At 72.2% G+C, this 19,637-nt stretch carries 18 protein-coding genes; 9 read left to right on the top strand and 9 right to left on the bottom strand.

The annotated features are described in order from the left end of the window. Window positions 1-169 precede the first annotated feature (169 nt). Window positions 170-2,452: a (Fe-S)-binding protein gene (locus AB0D74_RS30575; protein ID WP_362594170.1), complete on the top strand. Its 2,283-nt coding sequence runs from the start codon at window positions 170-172 to the stop codon at window positions 2,450-2,452. A gap of 198 nt (window positions 2,453-2,650) precedes the next feature. Next, window positions 2,651-3,958, top strand: coding sequence for a hypothetical protein (locus tag AB0D74_RS30580; RefSeq protein WP_362594173.1), 1,308 nt, complete (start codon window positions 2,651-2,653; stop codon window positions 3,956-3,958). A 66-nt stretch (window positions 3,959-4,024) separates the two neighbouring features. On the opposite strand, the gene AB0D74_RS30585 is transcribed toward AB0D74_RS30580, so the two are convergent. The 3 genes from AB0D74_RS30585 to AB0D74_RS30595 form a co-directional block, all read right to left on the bottom strand. Continuing rightward, complete coding sequence (locus AB0D74_RS30585; protein WP_362594254.1) at window positions 4,025-5,116, bottom strand: substrate-binding domain-containing protein; 1,092 nt, start codon at window positions 5,114-5,116, stop codon at window positions 4,025-4,027. Between the two features lie 335 nt (window positions 5,117-5,451). After that, entirely contained in the window at window positions 5,452-5,757 is a 306-nt protein-coding gene (locus AB0D74_RS30590) for a hypothetical protein (protein ID WP_362594176.1), read from the bottom strand. A 206-nt stretch (window positions 5,758-5,963) separates the two neighbouring features. Then, on the bottom strand, window positions 5,964-7,310 hold the full coding sequence (locus AB0D74_RS30595) for a S53 family peptidase (RefSeq protein WP_362594179.1): 1,347 nt from the start codon (window positions 7,308-7,310) through the stop codon (window positions 5,964-5,966). 274 nt (window positions 7,311-7,584) lie between these two features. Here AB0D74_RS30595 and AB0D74_RS30600 point away from each other — a divergent pair, with 274 nt between their 5' ends. Further along, entirely contained in the window at window positions 7,585-8,907 is a 1,323-nt protein-coding gene (locus AB0D74_RS30600) for a phosphatase PAP2 family protein (RefSeq protein ID WP_362594182.1), read from the top strand. 81 nt (window positions 8,908-8,988) lie between these two features. Here the strand turns inward: AB0D74_RS30600 and AB0D74_RS30605 are convergent, their stop codons facing one another. The 3 genes from AB0D74_RS30605 to AB0D74_RS30615 form a co-directional block, all read right to left on the bottom strand. Continuing rightward, window positions 8,989-9,339, bottom strand: a complete 351-nt coding sequence (locus AB0D74_RS30605) for a cupin domain-containing protein (RefSeq protein ID WP_362594185.1) — start codon at window positions 9,337-9,339, stop codon at window positions 8,989-8,991. Window positions 9,340-9,428: 89 nt separating this feature from the next. Beyond that, a complete protein-coding gene (locus AB0D74_RS30610; protein WP_362594188.1) occupies window positions 9,429-12,095 on the bottom strand; it encodes a SpoIIE family protein phosphatase in 2,667 nt (888 codons plus the stop codon). 132 nt (window positions 12,096-12,227) lie between these two features. Next, the gene (locus tag AB0D74_RS30615; protein ID WP_362594191.1) at window positions 12,228-13,718 is read right to left on the bottom strand and encodes a helix-turn-helix domain-containing protein; all 1,491 of its coding nucleotides are present in this window, start codon (window positions 13,716-13,718) and stop codon (window positions 12,228-12,230) included. A gap of 175 nt (window positions 13,719-13,893) precedes the next feature. Between AB0D74_RS30615 and AB0D74_RS30620 the strand changes: the two genes are divergently transcribed. Both AB0D74_RS30620 and AB0D74_RS30625 read left to right on the top strand, forming a co-directional pair. After that, window positions 13,894-14,622, top strand: coding sequence for a DUF4232 domain-containing protein (locus AB0D74_RS30620; RefSeq protein WP_362594194.1), 729 nt, complete (start codon window positions 13,894-13,896; stop codon window positions 14,620-14,622). A 62-nt stretch (window positions 14,623-14,684) separates the two neighbouring features. Then, the gene (locus tag AB0D74_RS30625; protein ID WP_362594197.1) at window positions 14,685-14,807 is read left to right on the top strand and encodes a hypothetical protein; all 123 of its coding nucleotides are present in this window, start codon (window positions 14,685-14,687) and stop codon (window positions 14,805-14,807) included. Window positions 14,808-14,851: 44 nt separating this feature from the next. On the opposite strand, the gene AB0D74_RS30630 is transcribed toward AB0D74_RS30625, so the two are convergent. Together AB0D74_RS30630 and AB0D74_RS30635 are read right to left on the bottom strand one after the other, a co-directional pair. Continuing rightward, window positions 14,852-15,619 (bottom strand): SDR family oxidoreductase, encoded by a 768-nt coding sequence (locus tag AB0D74_RS30630; protein ID WP_362594200.1) that lies wholly within the window; start codon window positions 15,617-15,619, stop codon window positions 14,852-14,854. A gap of 112 nt (window positions 15,620-15,731) precedes the next feature. Further along, window positions 15,732-16,037, bottom strand: coding sequence for an antibiotic biosynthesis monooxygenase (locus tag AB0D74_RS30635; protein ID WP_362594203.1), 306 nt, complete (start codon window positions 16,035-16,037; stop codon window positions 15,732-15,734). 120 nt (window positions 16,038-16,157) lie between these two features. Between AB0D74_RS30635 and AB0D74_RS30640 the strand changes: the two genes are divergently transcribed. The 3 genes from AB0D74_RS30640 (at window position 16,158) to AB0D74_RS30650 (ending at window position 18,612) form a co-directional block, all read left to right on the top strand. Beyond that, complete coding sequence (locus AB0D74_RS30640) at window positions 16,158-16,694, top strand: helix-turn-helix domain-containing protein (protein ID WP_362594206.1); 537 nt, start codon at window positions 16,158-16,160, stop codon at window positions 16,692-16,694. An 86-nt stretch (window positions 16,695-16,780) separates the two neighbouring features. Continuing rightward, window positions 16,781-17,803, top strand: coding sequence for an FUSC family protein (locus AB0D74_RS30645; protein ID WP_362594209.1), 1,023 nt, complete (start codon window positions 16,781-16,783; stop codon window positions 17,801-17,803). A gap of 131 nt (window positions 17,804-17,934) precedes the next feature. Beyond that, a complete protein-coding gene (locus tag AB0D74_RS30650; protein ID WP_362594211.1) occupies window positions 17,935-18,612 on the top strand; it encodes a GAP family protein in 678 nt (225 codons plus the stop codon). A 21-nt stretch (window positions 18,613-18,633) separates the two neighbouring features. Here AB0D74_RS30650 and AB0D74_RS30655 read toward each other — a convergent pair whose 3' ends face one another. Beyond that, a complete protein-coding gene (locus AB0D74_RS30655; protein ID WP_362594213.1) occupies window positions 18,634-18,789 on the bottom strand; it encodes a DUF6131 family protein in 156 nt (51 codons plus the stop codon). Window positions 18,790-18,940: 151 nt separating this feature from the next. On the opposite strand from AB0D74_RS30655, the gene AB0D74_RS30660 reads away from it, so the two are divergent. After that, complete coding sequence (locus AB0D74_RS30660) at window positions 18,941-19,627, top strand: response regulator transcription factor (protein WP_362594215.1); 687 nt, start codon at window positions 18,941-18,943, stop codon at window positions 19,625-19,627. Window positions 19,628-19,637 lie beyond the last annotated feature (10 nt).

Below are 19,637 nucleotides of genomic sequence, written 5' to 3' on the forward strand. Positions count from 1 at the left end.
GTACCACCCAGGCAAGCCTCAGCGATCCAGATCACCCCGCACCTGGCTACAGTGCGGGTAAAGATGCGGGTAGTCTCGAACGGACTGCATAAGTTACCGCTTAGTAATTTCGGGAACCCTCTGGAAAGAGACCCGAAGAGACCACCCCTCGCAGGCCCGAGGAGCCCCCATGCAACTCGCCGCGATCATCGTGTCGCTGGTTCTGATCGTGGTCGGCGTGGCGTTGTTCGCCCGCGCCGTGCTGCAGATCTACAACTTCCTGCGGCTCGGCCAGAACGTGCCCGCCGGCACCCGCACCGACGAGCCCGTCCAGCGGACCGTCACGGTGGTCAGGGAGTTCCTCGGCCACACCCGGATGAACCGCTGGGGCATCGTGGGCGTGGCGCACTGGTTCGTCGCGGTCGGCTTCTTCTCCCTGCTCCTGACGATCGTCAACGCCGTCGGCCAGCTGTTCCAGGCCGACTGGATCCTGCCGGTCATCGGCGACTGGGCGCCGTACAACATGTTCGTCGAGTTCATCGGCACCATGACGGTCCTCGGCATCCTGGTCCTGATCGTCATCCGCCAGCTGAGCAAGCCGAACCGGCCGGGCCGCAAGTCCCGCTTCGCCGGCTCCAACTTCGGCCAGGCGTACTTCGTCGAGACGGTCATCCTGATCGTCGGCGTCTGCATCTTCACGCTGCACGCCCTGGAGGGCGCCCAGCACCACGTGGACTCCTACGAGGCGTCGTTCTTCATCTCGTACCCGGTGGTGTCCTGGTTCCGGGGCATGGACGTCTCCACGCTCCAGAACCTCACCTACTTCTTCGCCGGCCTGAAGATCGCGACCTCGTTCATCTGGATGATCGTGGTCGCCCTGAAGACCGACATGGGCGTCGCCTGGCACCGCTTCCTGGCCTTCCCGAACATCTGGTTCAAGCGGAACGCGACCGGTGGGACCTCGCTGGGCGGGCTGCTCCCGATGACCTCGGGCGGCAAGCCGATCGACTTCACCGACCCCGGTGACGACGACGTCTTCGGTGTCTCCCAGGTGGAGCAGTTCTCCTGGAAGGGCCTCCTCGACTTCTCGACCTGCACCGAGTGCGGTCGCTGCCAGTCGCAGTGCCCGGCCTGGAACACCGGCAAGCCGCTCTCCCCCAAGCTGCTGATCATGTCCCTGCGCGACAACGCGCACGCCAAGGCGCCCTACCTGCTGGCCGGCGGCGGCAAGACCGCCGAGGGCGAGGAGAAGGCGTCCGAGGAGCAGCTGGCCGGGGTTCCCGCCGCCGCTCTCGCCGAGGCCGAGCGCCCGCTGATCGGCACCGCCGAGGAGAACGGCGTCATCGACCCGGACGTCCTGTGGTCCTGCACCACCTGCGGCGCCTGCGTCGAGCAGTGCCCCGTCGACATCGAGCACGTCGACCACATCGTCGACATGCGCCGCTACCAGGTGATGATCGAGTCCGCGTTCCCGTCCGAGGCGGGCACGATGCTCAAGAACCTGGAGAAGAAGGGCAACCCCTGGGGCCTGGCCAAGAAGCAGCGCCTGGAGTGGCTCAAGGAGGTCGACTTCGAGGTCCCGGTCGTCGGCCAGGACATCGAGGACCTCACCGAGGTCGAGTACCTGTACTGGGTCGGCTGCGCCGGCTCCCTCGAAGACCGCGCCAAGAAAACCACCAAGGCCTTCGCCGAGCTGCTGCACATCGCGGGCGTCAAGTTCGCGATCATGGGCGGCGACGAGAAGTGCACCGGCGACTCCGCCCGCCGCCTCGGCAACGAGCCCCTGTTCCAGGAGCTCGGCATGGAGAACGTCATGGCGCTGAACATGGCGTTCGGCGAGGAGCTCGACGACGACGGCAAGGTGGTCCCCGAGTCCGCCAAGCCCAGGTCGGCCAAGAAGATCGTCGCGACCTGCCCGCACTGCCTCAACACCATCGGCAACGAGTACCCGCAGCTCGGCGGCGACTACGAGGTCATCCACCACACCCAGCTGCTCCAGCACCTCGTCGACGAGGGCAAGCTGGTCCCGGTCACCCCGGTCGAGGGCATCATCACCTACCACGACCCGTGCTACCTGGGCCGCCACAACAAGATCTACACGCCCCCGCGCGAGATCATCGCCAGCGTCCCGGGCCTGCGCAACGAGGAGATGCACCGCCACAAGGAGCGCGGCTTCTGCTGCGGCGCCGGCGGCGCCCGCATGTGGATGGAGGAGCGGATCGGCAAGCGCATCAACAACGAGCGCGTCGACGAAGCCCTGTCGGTGAACCCCGACATCGTCTCCACCGCCTGCCCGTTCTGCCTGGTCATGCTCACCGACTCGGTCAACGGCAAAAAGAACGACGGCAAGGCCAAGGAGTCCATCACGGTCGTGGACGTGGCCCAGCTGCTCCTCGACTCCGTCAGGACCCCGGTCGACCCGGCGGGCACCGCGGAGCAGGAGAGCGAGCCGGAGCCGGAGCCGGTGAAGTAGTTCTCCCCACGGTCCTCACGGCGCCTCGTGCCCTCGCCGGGCACGGGGCGCCGTCGTGTGCGGGGGTGTCTCCCGCCCGCGTGACGGACGGCCGACCGCGTCCGACCGCGTCCGTAGCCCGGACGGCCCTCTCCTGCTCGCGCGTGTGCTCCCCGGCGGTTCGGCTGGCAGGAGGGCCGGATCGAGCGGGAGGTACGGGTGGCGGAGGACAGCGCACACGACGAGGGTGACGGGGACCGGCCCGACGACGTACGGGAGCTGCGGGCCCGGGTCGCGGCCCTGGAGAGCGAACGGGCCCGGCCGCCCCGGCACCGCGGCAGGTCCCTGCTCGCCGTCGTCCTGGTCGTCGTCGGCTGCCTGCTCGCCCCGCTCGCCGTGGTCGCCTCGTGGGCGGCCGACCAGGTGGGCGACACCGACCGCTACGTCAGCACGGTCGCCCCGCTCGCCTCCGACGCCGACGTGCAGAACGCCGTGGCCAACCGGGCCACCGACGCCCTCATGTCCCACCTCGACCTGCCCGCCCTGCTCGCCGACGTGGCTCCCGCGGACCGGCCCCGCCTGCAGCAGGCGCTGGGCGGCAGACTCGGTGACGCGCTCGAAGGGGCCGTCCGCAGCTTCGTCCACGACAAGGCCCGCGAGGTCGCCGCGTCCGAGGCGTTCCGGACCGTCTGGACCGACGCCAACCGCCGGATCCACAGCAGCCTCGACAAGGCCCTCACCGGCAGCGGCGGCGGCGCGGTACAGCTGACGAACGACAGCGTCACCCTCGACATCGGCCCCCTCGTGGACCAGGTCAAACAGCGCCTCGTCGACGCCGGGCTGACCCCCGCCGAGCACATTCCCTCCGTGCACACCGACTTCACCCTCGCCAGGTCCGACCAGGTCGGCAAGGTCAAGACCTACGTACGGCTGCTGCAACTCGCCGGGAACTGGCTGCCGGTGCTGGCCGTGTTGCTGGTCGCCGCCGGGGTGCTGCTGGCGGTCCGGCGCCGCCGGGCCCTGGTGGCGGGCTGCCTCGGGGTCGCGGTCACCACCGGGCTGCTCGGCATCGGGCTGCGCGTGTTCCGCGTGTTCTACCTGGACCGGCTGCCCGCGAGCGTCTCCCCGGGCGCGGCAGCCGCCGTCTACGACGCGCTGACCCACTTCCTGCGCACCGGAGCCCGCATGGTGGTGGCCCTCGCCGTCGTCGTCGCCCTGGCCGCCTGGCTCTCCGGCCCCGGCCGGTACGCCGGGCTGGTCCGGGGCCTGTGGACCTCCGGGATCGGCGCGGTACGCGGCACCGCCGACCACGCCGGACTGCACACGGGCCCCACCGGCCCCTTCGTCCGCCGCCACCGCACCTGGATCACCTGGCTCCTGGTGGCCGCGGCGCTCCTCGCCTACCTGCTCTGGCCCTACCCCACCGGCTGGGTCGTCGTCGGCATCGCCCTGTGCCTGCTCTGCGCACTGGCGGTGACGGAGTTCCTCGCCGCCGATCACACCCCGGCCCGCACTGGCGCCCCGTAAGGGGCGCGAGGAACTGCGCGACCAGCCACGACGGCGCTGCGGACTTCTCTCGACGTACCGAACCCTCTACTTCAGTCCGATCGCGTCGCAAGCCGACCGGTACTTCGGGGTGCAGATCTGACCCACGGTGTAGACGCCGTCGGCGATCACCGTGTCCTCGATGTTGTCCTTCGTGAGGGCGACCACCGGGACGAGCGTCGCGGGGATGTCCTTGTCGGTCGGGCTGTCGACCTTGTCCTGGGCCAGCGCGTCGTACTGGATGTCGCGGCCCTGCACCTTGTACACCGCCATCTGCGCGGCGTCGGTGGCCTCGTCCAGGAAGGACTTGTACACGGTCATGTACTGCTCACCGGAGACGACCCGCTGCACCGCGTCCAGGTTCGCGTCCTGCCCGGTCACCGGGGGGATCGTGGTGGCGCCCGCCGCCTTCAGCGCGTCAATGACGGCGCCGGCCATGCCGTCGTTGGCCGAGTAGACGGCGGCTATCCTGCTGAGGCCCACGGTCCGGATCGCCTTCTTCATGTTGGCCTCGGCGACCTCGGGCGACCACTTGCCGGTGTCGTACTCCGCGGCGATGCGGACCTTGTTCTTCAGCTCGCTGAGGGCGCCCTTCTTGAAGCTGGCCGTGTTCGGGTCCGCGGGGTCGCCGTTCATCATGACGACCTCGCTGGTCGCCGCCTTGCCGCCGAGCGCCCCGATGATGGCGCGGCCCTGGACCTCGCCGACGAGTTCGTTGTCGTGCGAGACGTAGGCGTCGATCGGGCCCTGCGCGAGCCGGTCGTAGGCGATGACGGGGATGCCGGCGGCCTTGGCCCTGCGGACGTCCGGTGCGATGGCCGCGGCGTCCACCGCGTCGACCAGGACGACGTCCACCTTCCGGTCCACCATCTGCCGGAACTGCCTGCTCTGGGTGGCCGCGCTCGCCTCTGCGTTGGCGTAGTCGACCTTGCCCTTGCCGTGGGTGAGGGAGGCGACCTCCTTCTCGATGATGGGGTGGTCGAAGTTCGCGAACCGTGCGGTGTCCTTGTCGGGCAGGAGCAGCCCGACCGTGACGTCGTCGCCCTTCTTCACGGACGCGGAGTCGCCGCCCCCGCCGATGCCGTCGACGACGCCGCACGCGGAGAGCGTGAGAGCGGACGCGGAGGCGGCCAGAGTCATCGCGAGGCGGGGCAGGGGGGTCCCGCGGCGGGTGGAAACGCTCACATCAGGCGCCTTCCGAGTGGGGGGAGCGTCATGCGCAACCGATGGTGTGAAGGAAGCAAACGCGTAGCGGCCGGATACGTCAAGACGTATGGACAAGACGGGAGTTGAGGCCGGTCCCCCGCATCGCCCCAGAGTGCGCGACACGTGACCGTTCCCCCAGGTCAGGCCGGTGCTGCGGGAGTTGGGACGGGCCGGCCGGCCGGGGATCACGGAGGGAGCGCACCGGGAGGGGAACAACCGGCCGCCCACGTCAGGGACTTCACCGACTCTTCGCAGTCGCTACCGGGCCTTCACGGTGACCGCAGGGCGCCCGTCGTCGGCGTGGGGCGCCGGATCACCGGTGCCGCAACAGGGCCGACCGCCTCCCGGCTGGGGTACCCGAGCAGCCGCTCGGCACCCGCACTCCACCCCGTCACGACTCCCCGGTCGTCGACAACCGCCGTGACCGGGTCGGGTGGATCGGGTGGGTCGGATGGGTCGGGTTGGTCCGCCGGATCGGGCAGGTAGGGCGGATCCGGCAGGTAGGGCGGATCCGGCGGGTCGGGCCGATCCGGTGGTGGGGTGTCGTGGCCGTCGCCCGGGATGGCGTCGCGCATGCCCGTCACCGCCGTTCTGCCGGCCCGTGCGCCATGGCCCCGGTCGACGTCGACGAGGTCATGGGGCCTGGGGCCTGGGGCCGACCGGTCTCACCGTGTCGCCCTCGCGCCTCTCCCCCATCCTCCTTCGCCCGCCCCGGCACGTCACCTGCGGCACGGGACGGCCCGGGTACGGGACCCGGGCCGTCCGTGCGGTGCGGGGATCGTCAGGGCTTCTCCTTGACGAGGGCCGGGACGAAGCGCAGGGCGTCCACGGTGCCGACGCCGGTGGCGAGGTCGTAGCCGTTGACGGCCCTGTAGCCGGTCACGCCCTCGTAGCTGTTGTCCGTGCCGTCGTTGACGTCGACGACGCCGGTCAGCTTGGAGCGGTAGGAGGAGAGGTCGTACAGCCGCTTCTGGATGTTGCCCAGCCGGTGGCCGGCGGCCTGGTCGGCGAGGGCGACGATGCCCGCGAAGAGCGGGGTGGCCTCGCTGGTGCCGCCGCTGACGTCCCAGCCGGTGGCGGTCGGGTCGAAGCTGGAGTAGATCCAGGCGCCGCCGTTCACCGCGGCGGACATCGAGATGTCCGGGGTGCCGCGGCGGGTGCCGACCACCTTCTTCACGCCGTTCTGGAAGGACGGGCGGGTGAACACGTGGGACTGGCCGCCACCGCCGGAGCCGTAGTCGTTGTAGACACTGTCCGGCTTGACGCGGTTGCCCTTGTCGTCCAGGTGGAGCTGGGTGCCGCCGACGGAGGTGACCAGCGGGTCGGAGGACGGCCAGGAGTTGACGCGCTTCTTGTAGTACGTCTTGCCGTCCGCCTGGAGGTCGGTGGCGCCGCCGTCGCCGGAGGCGGCCAGGACGGTGACGTGCTTGCGGTCGGCGTCCTGGAAGGCGTACCGCAGCTTCTTGATGCTGGAGAAGTCGCCCTTGGCGAAGCCGGGGAAGGTGTTCTCGGTGGCGCCGAAGCTCTGGCTGATGACGTCGCCGACCCCGTGGTCGATCATGTACTTCTCGGCGTCCATCATCTCCGGCAGACCGGTGGTGCCCTCGGTCTCGGAGACGGCCGTCTCGACGACGACGATCTTCGCGGCGGGCGCCACCGCGTGCGCCATCTCGACGTCCAGCGTGGTCTCGCCGGCCCAGCCGGTCATGTCGGAGTTCTTGGGGTCGAAGGCGGGGACGTGCCCCCACTTGACGACCTTCACCTTGGTGCTGGGCAGCCCGAACTGCTTGCTGTAGACGTCGAGGTCGTGCTGGACGGTCGGCGAACCGTACGAGTCGACGATGACGATGGTGCGGCCCTTGCCCGTGACGCCCTTGCGGTAGAGGGCGTTCAGGTCGTACGCGGTGCGGTACTGGAGCGGGGTGTAGCAGTTGATCTGCCACTTGGCCTGGCACTGCGCGTCGGAGAGCGGGCTGCTCACGCGGTGCGCCAGGGTGTGCCCGACGACGGCCGGCACCGCGAGGGTGTGCGGTGCGGCGACGGGCGCGGCGGCCGTGAGCGCGGTCGCCGCGAGGGCGGCGACCGACGTGGCAGCGGCGACGCCCCGCCCGGTACGGGCTATCTGCATGGATCCCCCTGTGGTTCGGAGTCTCACGAAGTGATCTCGAAGTGGTCTTCGCGCATCACACCGGAGAGGTCATGCACAGATCAAGCACGTTGAACCGACGATGCCGAACCCTTTACCGTGCGTTGTCCCGCCATTAGCCTTCCGGCCGTCGAGAGCAGCACTGGAACCCCGACCGCGATCTTTCCGTCTTCCCTCGTCGAACAGGACCGCAATCCTCCCTCAACGTCTAGCAACCGGCCGGAACTTGAGACACACACCACTGAGACCCTGGGCCGTGGCCGCTGCCACGGCCTTCGCGTTCCTCGTCGCACTGGAGGTCGCCGCACGTCACTACGGTCTGCCGGGGCCGCTCACCAACCAGGCCCGCGAGGTGATATGCCCGCCCAAGTCCGGCTTCCTGCTGTATGCGGGGCTGGCGTTGACGATGGTGGCGCTCACCTGGCGGGAGCGCTGTGTCGCACTCGGCGCCGCGATCGGCATCGACCTCGCCTTCGCGGCGGTCCGGTGGGCGACCGGGACGGGGGTGGCCCACGGCCAGCCGTTCGGCAACGGCGCGCTGTGGGTGCTGCTCGGCGTCGCGGTCCTCGCGGTGACCCGCCGCACCGGCCCGGACCGCGTCCTGCTGCTGAAGGGCGCCGGGCTCGGCCTGCTGCTGGTGACCGGCCGCAAGACCGGCGACGCCTGGCTGCTCATCACCTCGAAGACCCGCCCGGCGGTGCTCGACCAGTACGTGGCCACCGCCGACCATGCCCTCGGCAACCCCTCGTGGCTGGCGGGCCGGATCGTGACGGCCTCCGGCCCGGTCGGCTTCAACCTCCTCGACGTCGTCTACGGCCAGCTCGCCGTGGCCGCGGTAGCCGTCGCCCTGTACCAGCTGCGCGGCGTCGCGGCCGACCGCCGTTTCCCGCGCCACCACCTGGTCCGCACCTTCCTGGTGATAGGCCTGCTCGGCCCGGCCGTCTACATGATCTTCCCGGTGGTCGGCCCGGTCTTCGCCTACGGCACCGGCGCCGACCACTGGACCTCGCTCAGCCTCTGGCCGGAACGGCCGCCGCACGGCGGGCACTGGCCGGTGCCCGACCTGTGGCCGCGCACGGTGCCGCGGCTCGCCGCCCCGCACCCGGTGCCGTACGACGGGTTCACCCCGCGCAACTGCATGCCCAGCCTGCACACGGCATGGGCCACCGCGATCTTCGTGCACTCCCGCAGGGGTCCCCGGGCGCTGCGCTGGGCGGGCGCGTTCTGGCTGGCCGCCACGGTCACCGCGACGCTGGGCTTCGGCTACCACTACGGCGCGGACCTCCTCGCCGGCGCGGTGTTCGCGCTCACGGTCGAGGCGGGGCTGCGCACGTTCGACCGCGGCTGGGACCGCTCGGGCGTCCGGCTGGTCGCCCACGGTACGGCGGTCTTCGCGGCGCTCCTTGTTTCCTATCGCTGGCTGCCGCTGGAGATGGCCGTGCACCGGTGGGTGGCCGGGCCGCTGCTCTTGCTGGCGACGGCCTCGGTGGTCCACCACTACATGCGCACCGTCAATCGCTGGGACCCACGGGCCGCGCCCACGGCGCGACCGCCGCGAGTCCAGCCCGAACTGGTCTGAGCGCTCGCCCGAACCTGCCGCGGACGCGTGGTCATTTGTCTGCGCCACCGTCGTGGCTGGTCGCGCAGTTCCCCGCGCCCCTCAGGGGCGCGGATCTGGATAGGTGATCACCAGCATCGTGACGCCGTCCGGGGTGGTCCAGGGGCCGTGGGGCATGCCGGGTGGGCGGCAGGCGTACATGCCGGTGGTGAAGGTGCGGTCCAGGGTGAGGTCGTGCACGGTGCCCTCGACGAGGTAGACCTCCTCCCAGAAGTCGTGCCGGGTCACCCCGTCCGCCGAGGTGTCCGTGCCCGGGGCCCAGCGGACCAGCGCGGTACGGGAGCCGTCCGCGGGGTCGTCGGCCAGGACGCGTTCCCCGACGCCCGGGCCGGCGCCGGCCGGGGTCCGCCACGGTCCGTCGGGGAGGTGGAACTCCAGTTCGGGCTTGCTCACGCGCCGCCTCCGGTCTCGCTCACGGGACATCGACGCCGGGCATCCTGCTTGCCCCGGGGGCGCCTGCGCAACCTCCGTGCCGCGCCGGTTCAGGGCTCCGCGCCCAGCCACTGCTCGGTCCAGATGACCTTTCCGTCGGGCGTGTAGCGCGTCCCCCAGCGGTCGGCGAACTGGGCCACCAGGAAGAGTCCGCGGCCCCCCTCGTCCATGGTGGCGGCCCGGTGCAGGTGCGGGGAGACGCTGCTGCCGTCGGAGACCTCGCAGATGAGGCAGCGGTCGTGGATCAGGCGTACCCCGACGGGGCCCGTCGCGTGCCGGATGGCGTTGGTGACCAGCTCGCTGAGGATCAGCTCCAGGGTGAACGCCTCCTCCTTCAGGCCCCAGTCCCGCAGCAGCTCGGTGGCGGCGGCCCGGACCCCGGCGACCGCCGCGGGATCGGACGGCACGGTCCAGTACGCGGTGTGCCGGTCGTCCAGCGCCCGGGTGCGGGCGACGAGCAGGGCCACGTCGTCGCGGGCCGCCCCGGGCAGCAGGGCGTCCATCGCCGCCCCGCACATCTGGTCCGGGGTGCGTCCCGGCACGGCGAGGGCGCGGCGCAGCCGCTCGATGCCCTCGTCGATGTCCTCGCGCCGGTCCTCGATCAGGCCGTCGGTGTAGAGCACGATGCCGCTGCCCTCGGGCAGCAGCACCTCGCTCGTCTCGTACGGCATCCCGCCCAGCCCCAGCGGCGGCCCCGCCGGGACGCCGGGCAGGTGGGCGTCGCCGTCGGGGAGCACGATGACCGGCTCCAGGTGACCGGCCCTGGCCATGGTGCAGACGCGGGAGACCGGGTCGTAGATCGCGTACAGGCAGGTGGCGCCCGTGAGGGTGCGGCTGCCGCAGCCGCGGTCCCGGTCCTGGTCGATGCGGGTGACCAACTCGTCCAGGTGCCAGAGGAGTTCGTCGGGCGGCAGGTCGAGCGTCGAGAAGTTGAGTACGGCGGTGCGCAGCTGGCCCATGGTGGCGGCGGCGTGCAGTCCGTGCCCCACGACGTCGCCGACCACGATGGCGACGCGCGCCCCGGGCAGCGGTATCACGTCGAACCAGTCGCCTCCGACGCCGCCGAGCCCCGCCCCCGCCGGCAGGTAGCGGTACGCCGCGTCGACCGCGTTCTGCTCCGGCAGGGCGTGCGGCAGGAGGCTGCGCTGCAGCGTGACCGCCATGGTGCGCTCCCGGGTGAACCGGCGCGCGTTGTCGATGCTGGTGGCCGCGCGGGCGACCAGTTCCTCCGCGAGCGAGAGGTCCTCCTCGGTGAAGGCGGTCGGCTCCTTGGAGCGCCAGAAGGTCGCCACGCCGAGGATCACGCCGCGGGCCCGCAACGGGGCGGAGATCATGGAGTGGATGCCGTAGGCCACCAGCCGGCGGGCCCGGTCGGGGTCCTGGGCCTGCCAGCCGGAGAAGGCCGCCATGTCGGACTCCAGGACCATCCGCCCGGAACCGAAGCCCTCGCCCTGCGGGGTGAAGGGGTCGAAGTGGATGAGCGCGCCGGGCGGATAGAGCGGCACGTCCCGCCGGATGCCGTGCAGGGCGACCCGGCGCAGCTCCGCCACGCCCGCCTCGCCCGGTTCCTCGCCGCTCAGCACGGTGTCGGCGAGGTCGACGGTGACGTAGTCGGCGAATCCCGGTACGGCGAACTCCGCGAGTTCCTCGGCGGTGCGGGTGACGTCCAGGGTGGTGCCGATGCGCAGTCCGGCGTCGTACAGCAGCGTCAGGCGTTCCTGGACCACCTCGATCCGGCCGGTCAGCGCGGTGAGTTCGGTGGTGTCCCGCAGGGTGGCGACCCAGCCGCCCGGTCCGGGCGGCCCGTCCGTGGGGCGCTGGCTGACGGCCAGCAGCCGGTCGCCGACCTCGATCACCTCGTCCGTGACCGTCCGGCCGGACCCGAGGAGCTCCGCGGCCCTGGGAGCGATCCCCAGGCCGGTGACGGGCCGGCCGTCCACGTCCGCCGTGAGTCCGAGCAGGCGCCGCGCCTCGTCGTTGACCAGGAGCAGCCGGCCCTGCCGGTCGACGATCAGGACGCCTTCGCGCACCGAGTGCAGAACGGCGTCGTGATGCTCGTACATGCGCGTGATCTGCACCGGCCCCAGCCCGCGCGTCTGGCGGCGCAGGCGCCTGCCGACGAGTGCCGTGCCACCGGTGGCGGCCGCGAGCGCCAGCCCGGTGCCGCCCAGGACGAGCGGCACCTGCCGGGCCGCCGCGAGGCTCACCCGGTCGACGGTGATGCCCGCGGAGACCAGCCCGACGACCTTGCCGTCGGGGGCGGTCACGGGGACGACGGTCCGGACCGAGGGGCCCAGTGTCCCGGTCGTCGTCTCGGTGACGATGCCGCCGTGCTGCGCCGCCGCGATGTTGCCGATGTAGCGGCGGCCGATCTCGCCGGGGGTCGGATGGGTGTAGCGGATGCCGTCGGGGCTCATCACGACGACGAAGTCCACGTCCGCGCGCCGGCGGGTCTCCTCGGCCAACTGCTGGAGCACCGCGGTCGGATGGGTGCCGGTCAGCGCCTGGCGCACGACGGGGTCCGCGGCGACGGAGGCCGCCACGGCCTCCGTGTGGTTCCGGGCCTCCCGGTCGGCGTCGGTGCGTGCCTGCAGCAGGAGGGCGGCGACCGCCGTCGCCACCAGAACCAGGACGACCCCGACCTGCAGAAGGAACATCTGACCGGCAACGCTGCGTATCCCGTACCCGGGCCGCATCCGCCGGAGCATCTGGCGCATACGGCTCATATAACACCAAACGGGTAAGGCTCCATCACCCCCGAGCCGGATCCGTTCACACCTGCGCCCACCCCGCCGACGCGCTCCGCGCCCGGGCGCCTACGGCACGTGAGCAGGCGGCTCCGCGCGCCGTCAGCCGCCCTCCCGCGCGATCCACTCGCTGCCGCCGAGCGGGTAGTCGTAGCCCGGGCGGCCCGCGTCGCCGCTGGTACGGAAGGCGGTTCCGGCGTTGTCGACGCGGACGGTGCCGTGGCGGCTGCCGCTCGACCAGTCCAAGGTGAGGTCCCAGCGGACGTCGTGGGCCTCGGTGCGGGCGACGACGTAGAAGACCTCCGGGTCGGACTCGCTGACCTTGTACGGGAAGTCGCGCTGGCCGTTCTTGACGGTGACCGTGGGGCTGCCGTCGTCGAGGTCGATGCCGAAGGACTTGGTGCCGACGCCGCCGCCGCAGCCGACGCCCATCGAGTAGTCGTTCCAGGCGAGCGGCGCGCCCCTGCTGAGCACGCGCACGTGCAGCGCCTCCAGGACGACGGTCTCCGAGCCGGTGCCCTGCACGGTGAGGGCGATCTCCTGTTCGCCCGAGGACACCGCCCCGTACGCCGCGGCCCAGCGCGGGGCGTCCTGCTCGCTCGCCGGGGGGCCGACCTGCGCGGGTTCGCTGTCGACGAGGAAGTGCTGGCTGCACGGGTCGTCGTAAACGTAGGGCCGCGTGTTGACGGTGAGCGGCACGGCGGTGCCGGTGGTGGTGCCGTCGGCGCCCTGGGCCGCGCCGCCCTGCTTGCCGTCGTCCGCCGCACCGCCCGCCGCTGTCTCCGGGGACGCGGTGGAGCTGGCGGAGGACGACGCCGAGGGCTTGCGTCCGGTCGCGCTCGGGGACGCGGAGGGGGACTTCTGCGGGGTCTCCGGGGCGCCGGTGAGGGCGGCGCTGTCCCCGGCCGCCCGCTGGTCGCCCGCGCCGTCGTGGCCGCCGCCGAGCGACGGACGCACGGCGAACACCACGGCCCCCAGCACGGCCGCCGCCGCGACGGCGGCGATCAGCACGGTACGGCGCCGGCGCGGCGCCGCCGCGGGCCCTCGCGGCAGGTCGACGACGACCGGCTCGTCGCGGTCGCGGTCGCCGACGCGGTCACCGTCGCCGACTCCCGGTGATGCGACGGCTTCGGCACCGGTGCCTCTGTCTGCGTCTGTGTCCGCGCCGGTGTCCGTGCCCGCGACGGCCGGCTCACCGGCGGCGCGGGTTCCGGACGACGTGCCGGAGCCCGCGTCCACCGGCGCGCCCGCGGTGCCGCGCCCGGGTGACGCGTCGGCCTTCCGCGGCGCACCCGGCGCCGCGGCCTGGTCCGTCCTGCTCCCCCGTGCCGCGTCCGCCAGGATCCAGCGCCGGTGCAGCTCCACCAGCTCCTCGGGCGTCGCCCGGCAGACCCGGGCGAGGCGCTCCACCGGCGCGTACTCGACGGGCACCGCCGTGCCGTTGCAGTAGCGGTGCAGCGTCGACGTGCTCATGTGCATCCGCTTGGCGAGCACCCCGTAGCTGAGCCCCGAACGGTCCTTGAGCTCCCGCAGCAGCAGCGCGAACGCCTCCGTCGCGTCGGCCCCTGTCGCCCCTGACACCCGTTCCCCCATCCCCTCGCGTCCCAGTCCCGCGTTCCAGGGCCACCGTATTCGCCCTGTTCAGAGCCCGTTTCCGCGTTCCAGCGTCCCCAACTGCCCGTCGTGGCTGGCGGTTGGGACAGATCGCCTCGCAGGCTTCGGTCATCCAATCACCACCGCCACCCGAACTCCGAAGGGGCACGTCCACATGTCCAGCCTCCGCACCTCCCGCATCCGTCTCGCCGGCGCCGCCACGACCGTCGTACTCGCCGCGCTGTCCCTGACGGCCTGCACCGACGGCACGGGCGTGCACGCCGAGAGCGTCGCGGCCAGCACCCCCACCGCGCACACCTCGTCCCCCGCTCCGGCCGCCACCGCGTCCACGGGCTCCGGCTCCGGCTCCGCCGCCACCTCCGCGCCTCAGGCCGCGGCCGGCAGCGGCACCGGCACCGGCACGTCGAAGTCGAACGCGGGTACCCCCGCCGCGAAGGCGCCCGCCTCGACCGGCCGGCCGGTCACCTGCGAGGGCTCCAACACCAAGACGGTCGCGGCCCCGCTGAACCGCCCCGTGAACCACATGCTCCTCACGGTGACCAACACCGGCAGCAGGACCTGCTACCTGTACTCCTACCCGGCCGTCCGCTTCGGCGAGGCCCAGTCGGTGCCCCCGGTCATCGAGGACTCGCAGCCGCAGGCCGTGGTCACGCTCGCGCCGGGCGAGTCCGGCTACGCCTCGGTCAGCCTCTCCGCCACCGACGGCAGCGGCACCAACGGCCACACCGTGAACTCCCTGGACGTCTACTTCCACGGCCGCTCCGGCAACGAGAGCGTCGGCAAGGGCGCCCACCCGTCGCTGCCCGCGAAGGGCGTCTACGTCGACGACTCGCTCAAGGTCACGTACTGGCAGCAGTCGATGGACGACGCCGTCAACTGGTGACGCACCGGCCCCCGTTCACAGCACCGGCCCTCGGAACTCCCCCGGCAGGAAGGTGACCCGCCATGCTCGGCACCCGCAGGATCTCCCGCTTCGTGACCGCCTATCTCCGCGCCGCCTTCCAGGTCGTCGTCCTGGGCGGCACCGGCGACCTGCCACGGGCCGCGGCGGTCCGCCGCCGCGGCTAGCGGGGACGGAACACCCGGACACGGACGGCCGGACACCCGGACGGCTACCAGCCGATCTCGGCCGCCAGGAAGGGCGCGTCCTCCGGTGCCGCCTTGCGAGCCCGCAGGATCCGCTCGGCGGGTGCGCCGGCCGGGACACGCAGCGGGGGGTCGGGGCGTTCGATCGTGTCGGCCACCGTGGCGGCCACGTCCTGCGGGGTGACGAGTTCGCCCCGGAGCGCGGGCAGCGCCGCGTGGAGCGGGGCGTAGGGATCGTCCTCCTTCAGGAACACCCTGGCGCGTTCTGCGCCGCCCGAGGAGACCGCGCCGGGCTGTACGACGCTCACTCCGACCCCGAAGTGGCGCGTCTCCAGGGCGAGCGTCTCGGCGAGCGCCTCCAACGCCCACTTGCTGGCGCCGTAGGGGCCGATCAGGGGCAGCACCAGGCGCCCCTGGACGCTGGAGACGAAGACGAGACGGCCCGCCCCCCGCTCCCGCATGGCGGGGAGCACGGCCTGGGCGACCCGCAGCGCACCCAGGGTGTTGAGCTGGAAGAGCCGCTCGACCTCCGCGAGCGGGACGCTCTCCAGAGGCGCGCGGACGGTGGCCCCTGCGTTGCTGACCAGGACGTCGATCTCGCCGGCGGCCCGGACGGCCTGGTCGACGCTCTCCTGGTCGGTGACGTCGAGGCGCAGCCGCCGGTCGACGGGGAGGTCGGCCAGGGTCTCCGGCCGGCGTGCGGTGGCGACCACCCGGTGGCCCCGGCCCGCCAGCTCCACGGCGATGGCCCGCCCGATGCCTCGGGACGCACCGGTGATGAGCACGGACGACATGATGCACCTCGTTTTTTGAACAGATGTCGTTGGACAGATGCCGTTGGACAGATGCCGATGGGCAGACGGCGATGGGCAGACGGCGATGGACGGCAGCCGTGTGGGCGGCGGCTCAGGCGGCGGCCCTGTCGCCGACGACGTTGCCCCTCATGAGCCAGGTCGGGCCCTCGGCGTACGCGCCGGCCTCGGCGAAGAACGCGGCGAAGTAGGGGCCGGCGGCGTGTGCGTGGAACGCGTCGGCGTCCGCGTAGACCTCGTTGAGGTAGAAGACGTCCGGGTTCTCCTCGTCGGCGACGACCTCGAACCGGTGGGAGCCGGGCTCGTTCGCAAGGGAGTCGCGGGCGGTCCTGCGGGCCGCCCGGACGAAGTCGTCGCGGCGGTCCGGCCGGACGGTGAAGGAAACGAGGAACTGGTACATGCGGTACTCCCCTCACGGTCGGCACACCCCGGCCGACCGGTTCAGTGACTGAACTGCTCCTGGTGAACACCGTAGCACCGCCAGTTCAGTGAGTGAACCGCCGCTGGTAGCATGGCGGGCATGACCCTCCCCAACACCTACGCGGACGGGAACTGTCCCCTCGCGCGCACGCTGGAGGTCGTGGGCGAGCGGTGGACGCTCCTGATCGTCCGCGACGCGTTCTACGGGGTGCGGAGGTTCGGCGACTTCGCCACCCAGCTCGGGATCCCGCGGGCCGTCCTGACCAGCCGGCTGAAGTCGCTGGTCCAGGAAGGCGTGCTCAGCCGCGAGAGCGACGGGGCCGCCGGTGTCGAGTACCGGCTGACGGACAAGGGCGTCGCGCTGTGGCCGGCCGTGCACGCCCTGATGAACTGGGGCGAGGCCTTCTACTCCCCGAACGGGGTCAAGCGCCTCCTCCGGCACGACCTGGACGGCGGCCTCCTCGACCCCGACGGGCGCTGCCGGGAGTGCGGTTCGGCCGTCCCGGTCCCGGAGATCCGGAGCGAGCCCGGCCCCGGCCACCGGCCCGCAGGCGGCGCCGGCGACCCCGTCTCCGACGCGATCAACACCCCTCGACGGCTCCTTGAGCCGATCGCACCGGCCCCCACCCGCGACTGAACCGGCGCCCCCGGCACCCCGGCGCCCCGGCATCACGGAGTGTCACCGGAGAGCGGCGGGGTGTGACCTGTGCCTAAGGTGGGCGGGTGACGGGCGTTTCCCCGTGGGCCCGGGCGGGCCACCGGCTCCGGGTGCAGGGGCCGACGGCGGCCCGGATCCTGGTGATCGCGGTGCTCTGCTGGCAGACGGCTCTGTGGGCCGGCGCCGACCAGCCGCCGGTGTTCGCCGCCATCGTTCCGCTGCTGTGCCTGCGGGGTGACTCCGCCGCCTCCCTGACGGCGCTGCTGCTGCGGATCCTCGGCGTGCTGGCCGGGGTGGCCCTGGGCGTCACCGTGGTCGGCCTCTTCCGGCCGAGCACGCTCGTCCTCGCCGTCGTGATCGGGCTGGCCCTGCTCTGCGGGACCGTGATCAGCTCGGGGACGACGCTGAACGTGCAGGTCGCGGTGACCTCGCTGCTGGTCTTCGCCAACCCCGCGCCGGAGTCGTACGGCGTCGCCCGGCTGTGGGAGAACGCGCTGGGCGGTGCCGTCACCGCCGTCCTCGCCCCGGTCCTCTGGCCACGGGACCCCCGCAGGGAGGTGGCGGCGCTGGCCCGGAAGTGCGCGGACGGTCTCGCGGAGGGCCTCCTGCGCGGCACGCGCGCGATCGGGTCACCGGACGCGGCCCGCGCGAACCGGGCGGCGGCGCAGACGGCGGCGGACCGGCTGCGCGGCTACGGGGCCGAGGCCCGGGAGGCGGAGAAGGCCATGCGGTTCAACCCGCTGCGGCGGCGCCACCGCGCCGAGGTGACCGAGCTGGGCAACCGGATCGACCTCGCCCTCCGGGCGGTGCCCCAGCTGCTCGCCCTGGCCACGGAGGCCGAGTTCCTCAGCGTGCGGGACGGGCCCGTCCCGGCGCTCTCCCGGGCCCGGACCGCGCTCCTCCCGGTCGCCGAGGCCACCGGGCGCGCCCTGGCGGCGATCCTCGCGGGCCGGGACCCGCGCGCCGACGCCGACGCGGCCCGCGCCGGTCTCGCCCGGTACGCCGCGCAGGACAGGGAGCCGCGGGCCGTGGTGCTCCGCAGGCCGTTCGTCAGGATCCTCGAACTCTGCGACGGCCCCCGGAGCTGACCTTCACGAAGCGGGTCCCGGGCACCTGCGGGCTCCCGAGGACAGATCCGGCCGCGCGCAGGAGGATGGAACCGAGAGCAGCGAGAGCGGCGACGGAAGGGGCGGGCGTGCCGACGGCGTCGGAGGCGACCATGGGTGCAGTTCTCGGTGACGTACTGGGTTTCGCGGCGGCCGTCGCGGTCAGCCCGCTCCCGATCATCGCCGTCATCCTGATCCTCGCCACGCCCCGGGGCCGCTTCAACGGCGTCCTGTTCACGGTCGGGTGGATCCTCGGGCTCGCGGTGCTGGGCGCGGTCATGCTGGCGATCGCCTCCCCCGCGCACGCCTCCGCGCACAACCACCCGGCCACCTGGGTGGGAGCCCTGAAGCTCGCCCTGGGCCTGTTCCTCGTCGCCTTCGGCGCCCGGCTGTGGCACCGGCGTCCGCGGGATCCCGCGGAGGCGCGGCTGCCGAAGTGGATGAGCGCGATCGACCGCCTCACCCCGGCCAAGGTCTTCGCGCTGGGGGTGGCCCTGGCCGCGCTCAATGCGAAGAACGCCCCGCTGACCATCGCCGCGGGCGCCGCGATCGGCTCGGCCGGACTGCCGGTGGCGCAGCAGGTCGGGGCGCTGGCGGTCTTCGTCGTGATCGCCACCCTCGGCCTGCTGGTCCCCCTGGGCGTCTTCCTGCTCGGGGGCGAGCGCGCCAGGACCACACTGGGCAACTGGAAGGACTGGGCGGCTCAGCACAACGTCGCCGTCATGGCGGTCCTGTTCTTCGTCCTCGGGCTGAAACTGCTCGGAGACGGCATCTCCGTCCTCACCTCCTGACGGAACCCGCCGTTACCGACCTCACCAATAATGACGCCGGCCGGCGACTGCGTGGCCCATGGATCCCATGATCCAGAAGACGGCCCCGACGACGAGCAGGATGATGCCCAGCGTCCACAGGATCGATATGCCCGTGAGGAATCCGACGACTAGCAGGATGATTCCGAGAGCGATCATGACGGTGCCTCCCTGTGCGTTCCATGACCTCTGTGGCCTCTGTCGGTGTTCCGGGTTCCCCGAAGCCGTCAGGTCATTCCGGAGGCGGTCGGCGGCGCGTCTGCGGATTTCGATACGCCGGCCATAGGTGCCGGCTCGTAGCCTCGAAGGCATGCGTGTGCTGATCGTCGAGGACGAGCCCTATCTGGCGGAGGCCATCCGCGACGGCCTGCGCCTGGAGGCGATCGCCGCCGACATCGCGGGGGACGGCGGTACGGCGCTGGAGCTGCTGGGCGTCAACGGCTACGACATCGCCGTCCTGGACCGCGACATCCCCGGGCCGTCGGGGGACGAGGTCGCCCGGCGCATCGTCGCCTCCGGCAGCGGCATGCCGATCCTCATGCTCACCGCGGCCGACCGCCTCGACGACAAGGCGTCCGGCTTCGAACTCGGCGCCGACGACTACCTCACGAAACCCTTCGAGCTCCAGGAACTCGTGCTCAGGCTGCGCGCCCTGGACCGCAGACGCGGCCACAGCAGGCCGCCGGTGCGGGAGATCGCGGGGCTGCGGCTGGACCCGTTCCGCCGGGAGGTCTACCGGGACGGGCAGTACGTCGCGCTGACCAGGAAGCAGTTCGCCGTGCTCGAAGTCCTCGTCGGCGCCGAAGGCGGTGTCGTCAGCGCCGAGGAACTCCTGGAGCGCGCGTGGGACGCCAACGCCGACCCGTTCACCAACGCCGTACGCATCACCGTCTCGGCACTGCGCAAACGACTCGGCGAGCCCTGGATCATCACCACCGTCCCCGGCACCGGCTACCGCATCGACAGGGAGCCGGAGCCCGGGCCCACGGGACGCTGAGGCGCGCTCG

Source organism: Streptomyces sp. NPDC048278, assembly GCF_040652195.1.
Lineage (GTDB): Bacteria > Actinomycetota > Actinomycetes > Streptomycetales > Streptomycetaceae > Streptomyces.

Excerpts from the sequence above, each read along its gene's own strand:
- AB0D74_RS30575 (WP_362594170.1), top strand. The coding sequence starts at position 170 with ATGCAACTCGCCGCGATCATCGTGTCGCTGGTTCTGATCGTGGTCGGC.
- AB0D74_RS30585 (WP_362594254.1), bottom strand. The coding sequence starts at position 5,116 with ATGACTCTGGCCGCCTCCGCGTCCGCTCTCACGCTCTCCGCGTGCGGC.
- AB0D74_RS30590 (WP_362594176.1), bottom strand. The coding sequence starts at position 5,757 with ATGCGCGACGCCATCCCGGGCGACGGCCACGACACCCCACCACCGGAT.
- AB0D74_RS30595 (WP_362594179.1), bottom strand. The coding sequence starts at position 7,310 with ATGCAGATAGCCCGTACCGGGCGGGGCGTCGCCGCTGCCACGTCGGTC.
- AB0D74_RS30610 (WP_362594188.1), bottom strand. The coding sequence starts at position 12,095 with ATGCGCCAGATGCTCCGGCGGATGCGGCCCGGGTACGGGATACGCAGC.
- AB0D74_RS30615 (WP_362594191.1), bottom strand. The coding sequence starts at position 13,718 with ATGGGGGAACGGGTGTCAGGGGCGACAGGGGCCGACGCGACGGAGGCG.
- AB0D74_RS30620 (WP_362594194.1), top strand. The coding sequence starts at position 13,894 with ATGTCCAGCCTCCGCACCTCCCGCATCCGTCTCGCCGGCGCCGCCACG.
- AB0D74_RS30625 (WP_362594197.1), top strand. The coding sequence starts at position 14,685 with ATGCTCGGCACCCGCAGGATCTCCCGCTTCGTGACCGCCTATCTCCGC.
- AB0D74_RS30630 (WP_362594200.1), bottom strand. The coding sequence starts at position 15,619 with ATGTCGTCCGTGCTCATCACCGGTGCGTCCCGAGGCATCGGGCGGGCC.
- AB0D74_RS30635 (WP_362594203.1), bottom strand. The coding sequence starts at position 16,037 with ATGTACCAGTTCCTCGTTTCCTTCACCGTCCGGCCGGACCGCCGCGAC.
- AB0D74_RS30640 (WP_362594206.1), top strand. The coding sequence starts at position 16,158 with ATGACCCTCCCCAACACCTACGCGGACGGGAACTGTCCCCTCGCGCGC.
- AB0D74_RS30650 (WP_362594211.1), top strand. The coding sequence starts at position 17,935 with ATGGGTGCAGTTCTCGGTGACGTACTGGGTTTCGCGGCGGCCGTCGCG.
- AB0D74_RS30655 (WP_362594213.1), bottom strand. The coding sequence starts at position 18,789 with ATGATCGCTCTCGGAATCATCCTGCTAGTCGTCGGATTCCTCACGGGC.
- AB0D74_RS30660 (WP_362594215.1), top strand. The coding sequence starts at position 18,941 with ATGCGTGTGCTGATCGTCGAGGACGAGCCCTATCTGGCGGAGGCCATC.